Below are 15,109 nucleotides of genomic sequence, written 5' to 3'. Positions count from 1 at the left end.
CGATCAATCCCCATGAAACGTGAATTCCTGCGGTATAGTTAAGGATATAGTGCTTTTTCGTCAAAAGGGGAAGTTTTACATGGCTGCGCTACTTGAAACGGATGTCGCCCTGCGCCAAGCCTACGCGGATTTCAGCGCCCGGTATCCGGCCTACACGGCCACCCGCCATCTCGATGATCTGCGCGCCGCCGAATACAGCCGCCTCGACGAGCAGGGGCACATCTATGTCGACTACACGGGCGGCGGGCTCTACGCTGACCGTCAACTACGCGAACACATGGGGCTGCTGCAAAAAGGCGTGTTCGGCAACCCTCATTCCAGCAATCCCACGTCGCTGGCCGCCACCGAACTCGATGAACACGCGCGGCACTTTGTGCTCGAATACTTCAACGCTGATCCTGACGTCTACACGGTGATCTTCACGCAGAACGCCAGCGGTGCGCTCAAGCTGGTGGGCGAGTCGTACCCGTTTGCGCCCGGCGACCGCTATGTGCTGACCTTTGACAATCACAATTCGGTCAACGGGGTGCGCGAATTCGCGCGGGCGCGTGGCGCGTCCGTGCATTACATCCCCGTGCTGCCGCCCGATCTGCGCGCGGACACGTCCGTGTTTGAGCAATTGCTCGCCGAGACCAAACCGGGGCAAAAGACGCTGTTTGCCTATCCCGGCCAGTCGAATTTCTCCGGCGTGCAGCATCCGCTGGAGTGGATCGCGCGGACGCAGGCGGCGGGCTGGGACGTGCTCGTCGATTTTGCGGCCTTCGCGCCGACTAACCGGCTGGATCTCGGCCAGTGGACGCCCGACTTTGTCGATCTCTCGTTTTACAAGCTGTTCGGCTACCCGACCGGGATCGGCGCGTTGATCGCCCGTAAAGACAAGCTAGCCAAATTGCAGCGTCCGTGGTTTGCGGGCGGCACGATCACGATGGCGTCGGTGCAGGGCGACGGCTACTACCTCGCCGAAGGTGAGCGCGGTTTCGAAGATGGGACGATCAACTACCTGAATATTCCCGCGGTCGAGATCGGTCTCAAGTTCCTGCAATCAGTGGGCATTGACGCGATTCACACGCGGGTGATGGCGCTGGCGGGCTGGCTGCTCGAACAACTGCTGAGTTTGCAGCACAGCAACGGTAAGCCGCTCGTGCGCCTGTACGGGCCAGCGACCACCGAAGGACGCGGCAGCACAGTGACGATTAACCTGTTCGACGCCAACGGCAGCCTGTTCGACTTTCGGGATGTCGAACGCGCCGCCAACGAACGCCAGATTTCACTGCGCACGGGGTGTTTTTGTAATCCCGGCGCGGGCGAGGTCGCCAACAACCTGACCGCCGACGACATGCGCGGGTGCTTCGGGCAGGAAGAACGCCTGACGTTTGAGGAATTCCTGTTGGTGATGGACGGCCGGGCGTCCGGCGCAGTGCGCGTCTCGCTGGGGATCGTGTCCAACTTCAGCGATGTGTATCACCTGATGCAGTTCGTGCGGACGTTCGTGGATCGGTCGGCGGGCAGATAACCTCACCCCCAACCCCTCTCCTAGAGGAAGGGGAGACACCAGTGTTTTTAAGTCCCCTCGCCCGTGGGAGAGGGGATTTAGGGGTGAGGCTAGCTTCCGACCCCACCCCCGGCCCCTCCCCGAATTCAGTTGAGGGGAGCCAACACCGTTCGCCGAACCGAATTGGTTTTCGTAGGGACGCGATAAATCGCGTCCGCTGGCAGCTAGGCAGACTCTAGAGATACTCTCTAAGTGACTCTCTAGACTCAGCAACATCGCTTCCGAATCTTGTCCCGACGGGCAAGACGCCGAATAAAGAGGGTTTTTTGTGAAAAGATGTGCATCGCAGCGGTAGGTAACGTGTTATAGTTTTCGCCTTGATCACTTGGAGACAACTTTTATGACCGTGAATCCGAAAATAGAACGGCTGCGCCAACTGCGCGAACAGAGCCGCTTGGGGGGCGGTGACGAGCGCATCAAGCGGCAGCACGAGGCGGGACGAAACACCGCCCGCGAACGCCTGGACATCCTGCTCGATCCGGGCAGCTTCCGTGAATTAGACGCGTTCGTGACGCACCGCTCACGCGATTTCGGCCTCGACAAACAGAAATTCCACGGCGACAGCGTCGTGACCGGCTGGGGCACGATCAACGGGCGCCTGGTCTACGTCTATTCGCAGGACTTCACCGTGATGGGCGGCAGCTTGAGCGAAGTCCACGCCGAAAAGATCATCAAGGTGATGGAAATGGCGCTCAAGACCGGCGCGCCCTTGATCGGCTTGAACGATAGCGGCGGCGCGCGCATTCAGGAAGGCGTGATCAGCCTCGGCGGTTATGCCGACATCTTCCTGCGCAACACGCTCGCCAGCGGCGTGATCCCCCAATTGAGCGTGATCATGGGGCCGTGCGCGGGTGGCGCGGTCTACAGCCCGGCGCTCACCGACTTCATTTTTATGGTCAAAGACACCAGCTACATGTTTATCACCGGGCCGGACGTGGTCAAGCAGGTCACGCATGAAGATGTGAGCTTCGAAGACCTCGGTGGTGCGTCGGTGCATGCCAGCAAGAGCGGCGTCTGCCACATCGTCGGCGAAAACGAGACGCAAACGCTGCTGCTCGTGCGCGAAATGATGTCGTACGTGCCGCAGAACAATATGGAAGACCCGCCCTTTGTGCCCACCAAGGATGATCCGCTGCGTGCGGACCCGGATCTCGACACGATCATCCCTGACAACCCGAACAAGCCCTACGACATCAAAGAGATCATTCAGCGTATCGTCGACGACGGCGTGTTCTACGAAATTCAGCCGGAATACGCGGCGAACATCGTGGTTGGCTTTGCGCGCTTGGGCGGGCACAGCGTCGGCATCGTGGCGAATCAGCCGATGGTGTTGGCGGGCGTGCTCGATATCAATGCCAGCACGAAGGCGGCGCGCTTCATCCGCTTCTGCGACAGCTTCAACATCCCGATCATCACGCTGGTCGACGTGCCGGGGTACATGCCGGGGACGGCGCAGGAACACAACGGCATCATCATGTCGGGCGCGAAGCTGGTCTACGCCTACTGCGAAGCGACTGTGCCTAAGCTGACGGTGACGACGCGCAAAGCCTATGGCGGCGCGTACTGCGTCATGAGCAGCAAGCACATCCGCGGTGACCTGAACCTCGCGTGGCCGACCGCCGAAATCGCGGTCATGGGGCCGGAAGGCGCGGTCGAAATCATCTATCGCCGTGACCTGAAGGACGCGGACGATGCGGCGGGACTCAAGGCGCAGTTGGCGGGCGATTACCGCGAGAAGCTGGCGAATCCGTACATTGCGGCGGAACGCGGCTTCATCGACGACGTGATCGAGCCGCGCGAAACCCGCGCCCGCCTGATCAACGGGCTGGAGGTGTTCCAGAACAAGCGCGACACCAATCCGCCGAAGAAACACGGGAACATCCCGCTATGAGCGCAGATTCTCGTAGGGACGAGGCATGCCTCGTCCGCGCTTTCTCACAGGCGTACCATGTAAGGAAGGGAGATCGCTCATGGTGATGGAAACGCAGCAAACGAAAATCACGAAGATTCTGATCGCGAACCGCGGCGAGATCGCCGTGCGCGTGATCCGCGCGTGCCGCGACCTCGGCATCGACACGGTGGCGGTCTACTCGGATGCGGATCGCACGAGCTTGCATGTGCGCTATGCCGACGAAGCCGTGCATATCGGCCCGCCCGCGCCGCGCGAGAGCTACCTGAAGATGGAGAACATCATCGCGGCGGCCAAGAAGACGGGCGCGGATGCGATTCACCCCGGCTACGGCTTTTTGTCGGAACGCGAGGATTTCGCGCAGGCGTGCGCTGACGAAGGCTTGATCTTTATCGGGCCGCCCGCCAGCGCGATTTACCTGATGGGCGACAAGCAGATGGCGCGCGAGACGGTCAAGAAGGCGGGGGTGCCCGTTGTCCCCGGCACCGAGCCCGGCTTGCGCGACGACGAAATCATTGCCGCGGCGGAACACATCGGCTTCCCGGTGATGGTCAAGGCGTCGGCGGGCGGCGGCGGCAAGGGGATGCGCGCGGTCTACAAGCGTGAAGACCTGCCCGGCGCGCTGGCCATTGCGCGGCGTGAAGCTGAAAGCGCCTTCGGCGATGGCAACGTCTACCTCGAAAAGCTGATCGAGAACGCGCGCCACATCGAATTCCAGATTCTCGCGGATATGCACGGCAATACCGTGCACCTCGGCGAACGCGAATGCTCCATCCAGCGGCGGCATCAGAAGCTGGTCGAAGAAGCGCCGAGCCCGTTCGTGGACGACGATCTGCGCAAGCGGATGGGCGAGATGGCGATCCGCGCGGCGCAAGCGTGCGGCTACGTCAACGCCGGGACGATTGAATGCCTCGTGGACAAGGACAAGAATTTCTACTTCTTGGAAATGAACACGCGCTTGCAGGTCGAGCATCCGGTCACCGAGCTGGTGACGGGCGTCGATCTGGTCAAGGAGCAGATTCGTATCGCGCGCGGTCGCCGCATGGGCTTGACCGAGAGCGTGCTCCAGCCTAAAGGTTGGGCGATTGAGTGCCGCATCAACGCGGAGGACCCGTATAACAACTTCATGCCGTCGGTGGGGACGATCTCCACGCTGCTCGTGCCGACAGGCCCCGGCGTGCGCGTCGACAGCGGCGTGTACAGCGGCTACACCATCACGCCGTACTACGACAGCATGATCGCCAAACTGATCTGCTGGGGCGATGATCGCGGCGAAGCGGTGCTGCGCATGCGGCGGGCGCTCGAAGAGTTCACGATCATGGGCCTGAAGCACAACATCCCGTTCCATCAGAACCTGTTGAGCAGCTTCAGTTTTCTGGCCGGGCGCTTCGATAACAAATTCGTGGAAGAACGCTTCAGCATGACGACCTACGAGCAAGCGCCGAGCGCGGTGGAACTGGAAACGGCCGCTATCGCCGCGACGCTGTTCGCGCACCGCAACCGACAACTTGCGGGGCAGATCGTCAACCGCAATGAGCGCGACACGAGCAACTGGAAGTGGCTCAGCCGCTGGGAGCGCGTACACCGATGAAATACGTCACCTATATCAACGACAAGAAGTTCGAGATCGAGATCCAGAAGGATGGCACGCTGCTCGTCAACGGCGAGGTGCGCAACGTCGACTTCCTCACGCTCGACGAATCGCTGTTCTCCGTGCTCATGGACAACAAATCGTACGAAGTCGTCATCGATGAGACCGACGGTCAGTACGAGGTGCTGATTCAGGGACGCCTGTACACCGGGCAAGTCCTTGACGAACGCGCGCAATTGCTGGCGTCGCGCAGCGGCGGGGTCGGCGTGGACAGCGGCGAGATTTCGATCAAGTCGCCCATGCCGGGGCTGATCGTGGCGATCCCCGTGACCGAAGGGCAGGAAGTCAAAAAAGGCCAGACGGTCATCATCCTCGAATCGATGAAGATGCAGAACGAACTCAAAGCGCCGCGCGACGGCATTGTGCAGCGCATCAGCGTGACGGCGGGTATCAGCGTTGAGCAGGGCAAGCTGCTTGTGACGATGACCTAAAAGACAGGACTGAGGTGAAAGGACTGAGGACTGAGAAAGACGCGAGGATGGACAAAAGTTGAAAGTCGAAAGTTGAAAGTTAAAAGTGCAACGACAAACACCCGATCAAACCAGGCCGTCAGCACAGTCTGGTTCAGCTTTTAACTCAGTCTTCAGTCCTCAGTCCTCAGTCCTTATCCTGCTGTACCTCGCTGCGCTCATGCTCTACGTGATCGCGGGCGCGGCGCTCACCCCGTTTCACGGCGATGAGTCCACGCAGGTCTATATGAGCCGGGATTACGCCTACCAGTTTCTGCAGCGCGATCTCAATCTCGTCATGTTTCACGATCCGCCGCTCAGCGCGCAGGAGCAGGATTTACGCTTGCTCAACGGCACGCTTAACAAGTACCTGATCGGGTTAGCGTGGCATCTTGGCGGCTTTACCCTTGCTGACATCAACGAGCAATGGGATTGGGGCGGCGCGTGGGACTACAACCAGAGCAGCAACCACGCGCCGACTCCCGCGCTGCTCAACGTTGCTCGCTTGCCTTCGGCGATTTTCTTGGCGCTTGGCGTCCCGGTGATGTTCGCGCTCGGCTGGCTGACAGGCGGCGCGTGGGCGGCAGTCACGGCGAGTCTGCTGTACGCGCTGCACCCCGCGCTGCTCATCAATGGGCGGCGGGCGATGATGGAGGGCAGCCTGACATTTTTCAGCCTGCTGACCGTGCTCGCCGGCGCGTGGTGGCTGCGGCGGCGCAATTGGATCGCCGCGCTGGCGCTCGGCCTCGCGGCGGGGCTGACGGTCGCCAGCAAGCACACCGGGGCGTTTACAGTGGCGGCGGTGTTTGGGGTGGTGGGGGTGGTGGCACGTTGCGACCCCTCCCCTGACCCCTCCCCCTATGGGGGGAGGGAGCCAGCAGACTCTCTCCGTTTGCACCCCTCCTCGCATTCGGGGAGGGGAGGCGAGCGCAGCGAGCGGGGGTGGGGTCTGGCTTTGTTCCCTGCGTGCTCTTTGCTGGCCGCCTTCGTCGCCGCGCTGACCTTCTACGCGCTGAATCCGGCATGGTGGAGCGATCCGCTCAGCCGCGCGGGCGATGTGCTGCGCTTGCGGCAGGACTTGCTCGCCGGGCAAACGGCGACCTTTGGCGGCTATGCCGACTTCGGCGCGGCGCTGGTGGGGTTCTGGAATCAGGTGTTCGTCACGCCGCCGCAGTATTTCGAGGTAGCCGGATGGGATGTATATATCGCCGATCAGATTGCGGCTTACGAAGGCTCGATCTGGCGGGGGCTGCATATTGGCGCGGTGATCCTCGTGCCGCTCGTGCTGATCGGCGTGGTTTACCTGCTGCGAAAAACGGAACGGTCGCTGCGGGTGCTGGTCGGCGGGTGGGCGCTGGTCATGCTGGCGAGCGTGCTGCTGCTCACGCCGATTGAATGGCAGCGCTACTATCTGCCTGCATATCCACCTGTGCTGCTGCTGGCGGCGTTCGGCGTGGCGGGGATTGTCGACTGGGTGCGAAACAGGACGAGGCCTATAGTAGGCAGCTCAGTACAATAGTGTGAAGTCCGCTTAGGGACAGCGGACGCAATTAGCAATTTACTATGAGCGGGCCGGGGCCCCCCTATTGCGTCCCTACGAAAACAAATCCGGTTTGGCGAGCAATGTTGTCCCCCTCCCTGAATTCGGTTGAGGGCCGGGGGTGGGGTCGGAAGCAACCCGGTTGTTGACTAACGTGCATCGAGGTGTTTTATGCCCCCTCTCCATTTGGAGAGGGGGTTAGGGGGTGAGGTTAGCTTTTACAGTCCCGCAATCGCCGACGCGAGGTGCTTCTGTACCGTCTTGCTGTTGAAGCGCGTCCAGATCTCCGGCATGGCGGTGCGCAGCGCCGTCTCCTTCGATTGCAGGTGCGTGATGTAGTCACGCAGCACTTCGATAGCGGGTGCGGCTTCATCCGGTTCGAGGCTGTCGATCAGTTCGGTCAGGCGGGCTTCGGCGGTGCTGATGTCGTTCAATTGGCCGAGGTGATCCTGAATCACCTTCAGTTCTTCGATGAAGTTCTTGATCGTGCTCCCCAGAATGTCCGAGAACAGCGTTACAGCGTAGCGCAGACGTTTGAACTCGATGCGCAGCGCGTGCAGCGTCGTGGCGTCCGCGTCGGCGATCACGCTGTCGTAAGCGCGCACATGTCCGAGGTGATCATAGACGATGGTGGGCAGCAGGTGGCGTACCTGCACGGGCGCAAGATCCCCGTCAAGGCTGCGCGCCCCGGCCTTCTCCGTCGTCAGGAATTTCCCGAAATCTTCGACAAAGCGCTGATAACTCTTCTTGTCGAACAACTTGTTGAGGTCTTTGCGGGCGGCAGTGCGTTCGCCGTCCAGCTTGGCGATGACGGACTGGAGCGCGGCTTTGCGATCATCGGGCAGGGTGGCGGCGAACCCGGTCAGGTTGTCGATCATGACGTCGAGGTCGCGCACGGTGCCGAGCGCCCGCGCCACCCGGCGCAGGTGCTGGTTATACGGATCAATCGCTTTGGGTTTGTAGTACTCGTTCAACAGGCGCAGCGTCGAGCGAATGCGGCGGATCGATACGCGCATGTCATGCACATCCTCAATGTCTTCTCCCGTGCGGCTGCCCGCCTCATGCTTGAGCATCTTCACGAGGTCAGGCAGCAGCGCTTTGCGCCCCGCTTCCGCCATCGTGTCATCCGGCTTGATCGGCTGGATCTGCGGGTCAAGTAAGGCGATCAATTCGTCGGTTGTCATGCACATCCCTTAGAGTGGTTTTTACCTTATGCAGGGAAGTTTAAGGTTGCCGATAGAAATCCGCAAATTCCTTAACATGATTAAGGAATTTACGGATAACGAGGAATCTAGAACTGGGTCTGGCGCAGCAGCGCGCGGAAGAATTCGAACACGGTGATGTTCGGGTTGTTGATGATGTCGCGCAGGCCGTTGTTGAGGATCGCCCACTGATAGATCTGAATGAACAGCAGCAGCGGAATGCCGATACTCACGATACGAATGGGCAGGCGCGCCACGGTTAGCGATACGGGCGCTTCGGAGAGTTCTGCGAGGCTCTGGCGTTCCGCCACGAACTGCAAGCGCTGCATGTTGAGGTCGTCGCGGCGGCTGTTGAGCTGGACGTAGTGATAGAGCGTGTCCAGCCGCTGATCGTTCACCCAGTTCTGGTCGAGTTGGCCGAGCTGCGTGTTGAGCGTTTGAATCTCGCGTTCGACCTCGGCGAGCTGCGTGGCGAGCGTGCCGCTGAAGGTTTCGCGCCAGCGGTTTTGTCCGCGCCCGTAGGGCACACGTACAAACAGGAAGTAATGCCCGTAGAGCAGCAGCAGCGGGATCACCACATTAAACGTAAGGATGCGCCCCAAGTCCTGCGGGAGCTGCGGCAGTCGTCCGGCGATCAACACCTGGGTGAGCGGAATCGCGACCAGATACAACGTGATAATCAGCACGATCAGAAAGCCAATCGGCAGCTTGCTCACCAGTTCGTCACGCTGCGCGGCGGAGAGCTTGCTCTGCGCCATCGCCAGCGCGTAGATGACCAGCAGTCCGATGATCACGGCATAGAAGGGGATCGTGAACACGAAGGCCAGCGCTTGCTGCGACGATTCGATCAGCGCGCCCGCGCCCGCCTGAATGCGTCCGCTCAACACGCCGAGGAAGCCGCCCCGGTCGCCGATCAGAAACAGATAGGCGGGGATGACGGTCGCCAGCGCCGCGAGGATCAGCAGCATGTCCATATCGGAGATCGAACGCAGACCGCGCGCGAGGCGCGGCGGCAGGCGGTCGAGCAAGATGGTCGGCAAAAAGCGTTCACGCAGACCGCGCCCGCCCGTGTAGATCAGAATGACGACCACGAGGATCAGCAGCCAGATCACCGGGGCGAGCGCCAGCACCGTCAGATCGAGTTCGCTCGTGCCGAGCAGCCCCGCCGTGCGCGGATCCGCGCGGTTGATTAGGCGGCGCGTGATGAGCAGCGTTGTCATGATCAAAGCGAGCGGCGCATACAGGCGCGCGAGGTTGACCCACACGCTGCTGCGGCTGAAAAAATCATTCCAGCGCTGAATCCACATCAGTTCCATACCGCCGTAGTACGTCAGGATGATCACGGCGCTGCCGAGGGTATACAGCGGGTCGACGCGCGTGGTGAACACATCCGGCTGGAAGATGTGCACGAGGATGCCCGATCCAAACTGCGCCAGCAGCCCAGCAGCGACCGCCTCGTTGATCAGCAGCAGCACCTGTTCCCACACGGGCAGGGCTGTGCTGAAGCGGTCGTGAAACTTGGGCGTAATGATCAGCATGGAGCGTACAAACGCCCACAGGAAGGCGATGAGCAGGATGAGCGCGAAGTACGTCGTCTCGCTGCCTTTCCCGGTCAGCGGTTGATTGATCAGGATGCGGGCGAGGTTAGCACACACCAATAAGTAGACCAGCGCTAAGGCAGCATACAGCGGCTGGCGCACAAAGCGCATCTCAATGCGGCGAATCTGGGCGGTGATACGTTTCGGTTGGGTCATAGGCTCGGTTATCGTTTGCTAAATATTCTAAGGCAGATCGCGGTCGGGTGCTATAATGGCGACTAGACACCACCTGTCTTCCCCCGGATATTGGGGTCGGCTAGCACTCGACTGGGGGGCTGACTGACTTGCAACTGGTGCTCAACGCCCCGGGCCCCCCCCCCCCGCCCCCCACGCGGGGGGGGGGGGGCCACCCCCGCGGGGGGGGCCCCCCCCCCCTTTCTTGGGGGGGGGGGGGGGTGGGGTCAGAGAAAGATCCATAATCCATATTGATTATTGTAATGCGAACTATTTTGGAGACGGACTCATGACGACGGATGTCAAAGCGCAGGTGCAGCGGTGGGTTGAGGAAACCTATAACCCGACGCGCGCCAAACTGCCGGAACGTCAGCCGACGTTCATCACCCAGTCGAGCGTCCCGATCAAACCGCTGTACACCCCCGCCGATATCCCTGATCTGGACTATGTGCGTGATCTCGGCTTTCCCGGCGAATACCCGTTCACGCGTGGCGTGCATGCGACCGGGCAGCGCGGTAAGCTGTGGACGATGCGCATGTTCGCTGGCTTCGGCACTGCCGAAGAGACGAACGCGCGTTACAAATATCTGCTGTCACAGGGCAACATGGGCTTATCGGTCGCTTTTGACCTCGCGACCCTCATGGGCTACGACACCGATCAGCCGGAAGCGCTCGGCGAGTTCGGCAAATGCGGTGTGGCGATCAGTTCCCTGCGCGACATGGAAATCCTGTTTGACGGCATCCCGCTCGGCGATGTCTCGACCAGCATGACGATCAACAGCCCGGCGGCGGTCATCTGGGCGTTCTACATCGCCGCGGCGGAAAAGCAGGGTGTGCCGATGGCGAACCTGCGCGGCACGCTGCAAAACGACATCCTCAAGGAATACAGCGCGCAGAAAGAGTACATCTTCCCGCCGGAGCCGTCGATGCGGCTCGTCACGGATACGATTGAATTTGGCTCAAAATATATGCCGCACTGGAACACGATCAGCATCAGCGGCTATCATATCCGCGAGGCGGGCAGCACTGCCGTGCAGGAACTCGCGTTCACGCTGGCGGATGGGCTGGAGTATGTGCGCTGGGCGCTCAAACGCGGGCTGGATATCGACGAGTTTGCGCCGCGCCTGAGCTTCTTCTTCAACGTGCATAACGACTTCTTCGAGGAGATCGCCAAGCTGCGGGCGGCGCGGCGCATCTGGGCGCGCGAGATGCGCGAAACGTTCGGCGCGAAGAATCCGCGCTCGTGGCTGATGCGTTTCCACTGCCAGACGGCGGGCGTCAGCCTGACCGCGCAGCAGCCGGAAAACAACCTCGTCCGCGTGGCGATTCAGGCGTTGGCGGCGGTGCTCGGCGGCACCCAATCGCTGCACACCAACAGCATGGACGAAGCACTCGCCTTACCGAGCGAACACGCGGTCACGTTGGCACTGCGCACGCAGCAGATCATCGCGCATGAGACGGGCGTCGTGAACACGGTCGATCCGCTGGGCGGGAGCTACTTTGTCGAAGCGCTGACTGATCAGACGGAAAAGGCAGTCTACGACTACTTCCGCCGCATCGATGAGTTGGGCGGTGTGATTCCCGCGCTGGAAGCGGGTTTCATCCAGCAGGAGATCGCCGATGCCAGCTACCGGCATCAGGTCGAGATGGACAGCCAGCAGCGCGTGATCGTCGGCGTGAACGAGTACGTGAGCGAAGACGCGCCCGGCATCCCGATTCTGCAGATGGATCCGCGGGGCTACGAACGGCAGTGCGCGCGTCTGGCGCAGCTTCGTTTGGAGCGCGACAATGAGCGCATGAGTCAGGCGCTCGCCGCGCTCAAAACGGCATGCGCGGGCACGGAGAACGTCATGCCGTACCTGCTGGACGCCGCCCGCAGCGACGCGACGCTCGGCGAGATCATTCAGGTCATGCGGCAGGTGTTCGGCGTGTATCACGAGCCGGTGCATATTTGAGCTCACAGTGAACAGTTCACAGTTTACAGTCGGGACGAGGCATGCCTCGTCCGTTTAATCGCGACGGCAAGAAGGGCTACTGACGGATTACATGGCGAACAGAGTGGTGTTGATTACAGGCGCCTCGAGTGGCGTCGGCTACGCGCTGGCGCTGGCCTTCGCACGGCGCGGCGATCATCTTTGCGTCACGGCGCGGCGCGTGGAGCGGCTGGCGGAACTGGAGCAGGCGGTCAAGGCGCTGCCCGGTCACGGCGAATTTCTGGCCATCGCCGCTGATGTCACGGATCGCGCGGCGGTGCAGAGCGCCGTCGATCAGGCGGTGGCGCGCTGGGGGCGGTTGGATGTGGTCGTGGCGAATGCGGGTGTCGGTCAGCGCGGTTCCATCGCCGATTCCAACTGGAACGATCTCGAAACGCTGCTGCGCACCAACATCGATGGCGTGCTGCACACCATCCGCGCGGGCGTCCCGGCGCTGCGCACAGCGGGCGGCGGGCAGATCGTGATCATCTCGTCGGTCGTCGCGGGGATGATCGCGCCGTATGCGGCGGCTTACAGCGCCAGCAAAACGTTTGTGAGCAATCTGGCGCGGTCGCTGCGGCTGGAACTGGAAGCGGACAACATCGGCGTGACCGATGTGCAGCTCGGGCGCGTCGCGACTGAGTTCAGCGAGCGGCGCTTGGGCGCGAGCGGTCACGCGGCCAAAGCGCCACGGCTCCCGGTGATGACGCCGGAGTTCGTGGCCGAGGGCATCATCAAGGCGGTTGACCGAAAGCAGCAGCGCGTTGTCCTGCGCTTGTTCGACTGGCTGATTGTGCTCGGCAATCTGCTGGTGCCCGGTTTCATCGGGCGGCGGGCGCTCAAGCAGTATAAAACGTAGTCTGTCAACGTTTGGAGTGGTAAGTGTGGCGACTCTCCATTTGATGGTTGGACTGCCGTGCTCGGGTAAAACGACGCTGGCCAAGCAGCTTGAGCGTGAGCAATCAGCACTGCGACTGACAACCGATGAATGGCACGTGCGGCTCTTCGGCCAGGATGCTGAGCATCCAGACCATGATGCGCGCCACGGCCTCATCGAGGCAATGCTGTGGAACATCGCCAGTCGAGCACTGGAACTGGGAACGAATGTCATTCTCGATTTTGGCTTCTGGGCGCGCGAGGAACGCGAAGACTATCGAGCGCGAGCACGGCAGCTTGGCGCGAGCAGCGAAGTCCACTTTCTCGATGTCCCGGCGGAGGAGCTGCTGGAGCGGTTGGCGGTTCGCAACGCGCAGGCGTCGCAGACAACTTTCCATATTCCCGAAGCGATGATGAAACCGTGGCTTGCGATCTTCCAACGCCCAACGCCTGACGAACTTGAACGCCGAGCGTAGAGGCAAGAAGGTCGCATTGAGATTTATGGTGAGAACTGACCGAAGACGACACCTGTGTCGTCCCTACCAATAGCTGGATGCTCATGGCCGAAAAACTGAATTCAATGCGCTTGCTGGAACAGCACAAAATCCCGTACGAGGTGTTTGAGTACGACGGGTCGGAATTTCACGACGCGGGGGAAGTTGCGGAGATGCTCGGGTTTCCGCCGCATCACGTCTACAAGACGCTGGTGGTCGAACCGGACGGCGGTGGCAAGCCGCTGCTGGCGCTGCTCGCGTCCAACCGGCACCTTGACCTCAAGCGGCTCGCGGCGGCGGCGGGTGAGAAGAAGGTCCGCATGGCGGCGCACAAAGACGCCGAAGCGCAGACGGGGTTGAAGGTCGGCGGTATCAGTCCGCTGGCCCTGACGCAGAAGAACTGGAAAGTGTTCATCGACCAGCCCGCGACGCAGCTCCAGCACATCACGCTGAGCGCGGGACAGCGCGGCTACCAGATTCGCCTGCCCGTCATCGCGCTGATCGGCTTGGTCAAAGCGCGCATCCCCGGCTTGATCAGGAATAAAGGAACAAAAAATAAAGCCGAATTCGGCGTGGATGATCGAGAGGCCGAGGCTATTTAAAATGAAGCTCCCGTTAGCCGTTAGCTTTTGGCATTTAGCTAAAAGCTGATTGCTAACGGCTAACTGCTGTGCGTTAGCGTGACAGAAACTTGGCCATTTTCGAAGTAGCTCTCGCTGATGGGGCGGAGCTTGCTGATCGCTTCTTCCAGCGGGACGGCCTTCATTTCGCGCCCGCTCAGGCCAACCATCACGCCGGACTGTCCATCGCGCAGGAACTCGACGGCCTTGACGCCCATGCGCGTCGCCAGCAGGCGATCAAACGCCGTGGGGCTGCCGCCGCGCTGCGTGTGACCGAGAATCGTCAGGCGAATTTCGAAGCCGATGTTCTGGTTCTGCTGAAGGAACTTTTCGAGGTCGGTCGCGCGATAGGGCGCGCCTTCCGCGATCACGGCGATCGCGTGCGATTTACCGCGCACATAGGCGTCTTCCAGCGCGGCGGCGACTTCTTCCATCGTCGGTGGGCGTTCTGGCGTCACCACGATCTCCGCGCCGCCAAGGATACCGCCCGTCAGCGCGAGGTAGCCGCAGTTGCGCCCCATCACTTCGATGAGAAAAGCGCGCTGATGCGAGGACGCGGTGTCGCGCAGGCGGTCGAGCGCTTCGAGGATCACGTTCATCGCTGAATCGACGCCGATGGCCATGTCCGTGCCGAAAATGTCGTTGTCAATGCTGCCCGGCACGCCGATCACCGGGAAGCCCATCCGATGCAGGGCGAGCGCCCCCGTCAGGCTGCCGTTGCCGCCGACGATCACCAGCCCCTGAATACCCTGTTCATTGAGGCGGCGCAGACCGCGCTTTTGCCCCTGTGTAGTCTTGAATTCCTCGTTGCGCGCGGTTTGCAGAATCGTGCCGCCGCGCTGCAAAATACCACTGACTTCCACGCTCGTCAGCAGTTCAAAATCGCCGTTAATCAGACCTGTATACGCTTGGCGCACGCCGTAGACTTCGATGTCGTAATTCATGGCGGTCCGCACGACCGCGCGAATCGCTGCATTCATCCCCGGCGAATCACCGCCGCTGGTCATCACCGCTATTCTTTTCATCGCGGATTGCTCCCGTGTGTTTTGTGCCGTAATATTGTATCCACAAC

Annotated in this window: 12 protein-coding genes; 9 read left to right on the top strand and 3 right to left on the bottom strand. The window is 61.2% G+C overall.

Annotated features, from left to right (window positions below):
* Positions 1–79: 79 nt before the first annotated feature.
* The 5 genes from IPK17_RS17655 (at position 80) to IPK17_RS17635 (ending at position 7,080) form a co-directional block, all read left to right on the top strand.
* The gene (locus tag IPK17_RS17655) at positions 80–1,513 is read left to right on the top strand and encodes an aminotransferase class V-fold PLP-dependent enzyme (RefSeq protein ID WP_343419008.1); all 1,434 of its coding nucleotides are present in this window, start codon (positions 80–82) and stop codon (positions 1,511–1,513) included.
* 379 nt (positions 1,514–1,892) lie between these two features.
* Positions 1,893–3,443: an acyl-CoA carboxylase subunit beta gene (locus tag IPK17_RS17650; protein ID WP_343419007.1), complete on the top strand. Its 1,551-nt coding sequence runs from the start codon at positions 1,893–1,895 to the stop codon at positions 3,441–3,443.
* A gap of 79 nt (positions 3,444–3,522) precedes the next feature.
* On the top strand, positions 3,523–5,052 hold the full coding sequence (gene accC / locus IPK17_RS17645) for an acetyl-CoA carboxylase biotin carboxylase subunit (RefSeq protein ID WP_343419006.1): 1,530 nt from the start codon (positions 3,523–3,525) through the stop codon (positions 5,050–5,052).
* Positions 5,049–5,543, top strand: a complete 495-nt coding sequence (locus IPK17_RS17640; RefSeq protein WP_343419005.1) for an acyl-CoA carboxylase biotin carboxyl carrier protein subunit — start codon at positions 5,049–5,051, stop codon at positions 5,541–5,543. The genes accC and IPK17_RS17640 overlap by 4 nt, the downstream gene beginning before the upstream one ends.
* 199 nt (positions 5,544–5,742) lie before the next feature.
* Positions 5,743–7,080 (top strand): phospholipid carrier-dependent glycosyltransferase, encoded by a 1,338-nt coding sequence (locus tag IPK17_RS17635; protein WP_343419004.1) that lies wholly within the window; start codon positions 5,743–5,745, stop codon positions 7,078–7,080.
* Positions 7,081–7,319: 239 nt separating this feature from the next.
* Here the strand turns inward: IPK17_RS17635 and IPK17_RS17630 are convergent, their stop codons facing one another.
* Together IPK17_RS17630 and IPK17_RS17625 are read right to left on the bottom strand one after the other, a co-directional pair.
* Entirely contained in the window at positions 7,320–8,285 is a 966-nt protein-coding gene (locus IPK17_RS17630) for a CHAD domain-containing protein (RefSeq protein WP_343419003.1), read from the bottom strand.
* Between the two features lie 107 nt (positions 8,286–8,392).
* A complete protein-coding gene (locus tag IPK17_RS17625; RefSeq protein ID WP_343419002.1) occupies positions 8,393–10,057 on the bottom strand; it encodes a hypothetical protein in 1,665 nt (554 codons plus the stop codon).
* 307 nt (positions 10,058–10,364) lie between these two features.
* On the opposite strand from IPK17_RS17625, the gene IPK17_RS17620 reads away from it, so the two are divergent.
* From IPK17_RS17620 to IPK17_RS17605, 4 genes are all read left to right on the top strand, one after another.
* Positions 10,365–12,029, top strand: a complete 1,665-nt coding sequence (locus tag IPK17_RS17620; protein WP_343419001.1) for an acyl-CoA mutase large subunit family protein — start codon at positions 10,365–10,367, stop codon at positions 12,027–12,029.
* 91 nt (positions 12,030–12,120) lie between these two features.
* On the top strand, positions 12,121–12,906 hold the full coding sequence (locus IPK17_RS17615) for an SDR family NAD(P)-dependent oxidoreductase (protein WP_343419000.1): 786 nt from the start codon (positions 12,121–12,123) through the stop codon (positions 12,904–12,906).
* A gap of 25 nt (positions 12,907–12,931) precedes the next feature.
* The gene (locus IPK17_RS17610; protein ID WP_343418999.1) at positions 12,932–13,399 is read left to right on the top strand and encodes a P-loop nucleotide/nucleoside kinase family protein; all 468 of its coding nucleotides are present in this window, start codon (positions 12,932–12,934) and stop codon (positions 13,397–13,399) included.
* Positions 13,400–13,482: 83 nt separating this feature from the next.
* A complete protein-coding gene (locus IPK17_RS17605; protein WP_343418998.1) occupies positions 13,483–14,019 on the top strand; it encodes an aminoacyl-tRNA deacylase in 537 nt (178 codons plus the stop codon).
* Positions 14,020–14,078: 59 nt separating this feature from the next.
* Here the strand turns inward: IPK17_RS17605 and pfkA are convergent, their stop codons facing one another.
* Complete coding sequence (gene pfkA / locus IPK17_RS17600; protein ID WP_343418997.1) at positions 14,079–15,062, bottom strand: 6-phosphofructokinase; 984 nt, start codon at positions 15,060–15,062, stop codon at positions 14,079–14,081.
* Positions 15,063–15,109 lie beyond the last annotated feature (47 nt).

The sequence above is a fragment of the Candidatus Flexifilum breve genome, assembly GCF_016713355.1.
Note: the sequence above shows the minus strand (reverse complement) of the source record. Positions and strands in the feature narration are given on the sequence as shown.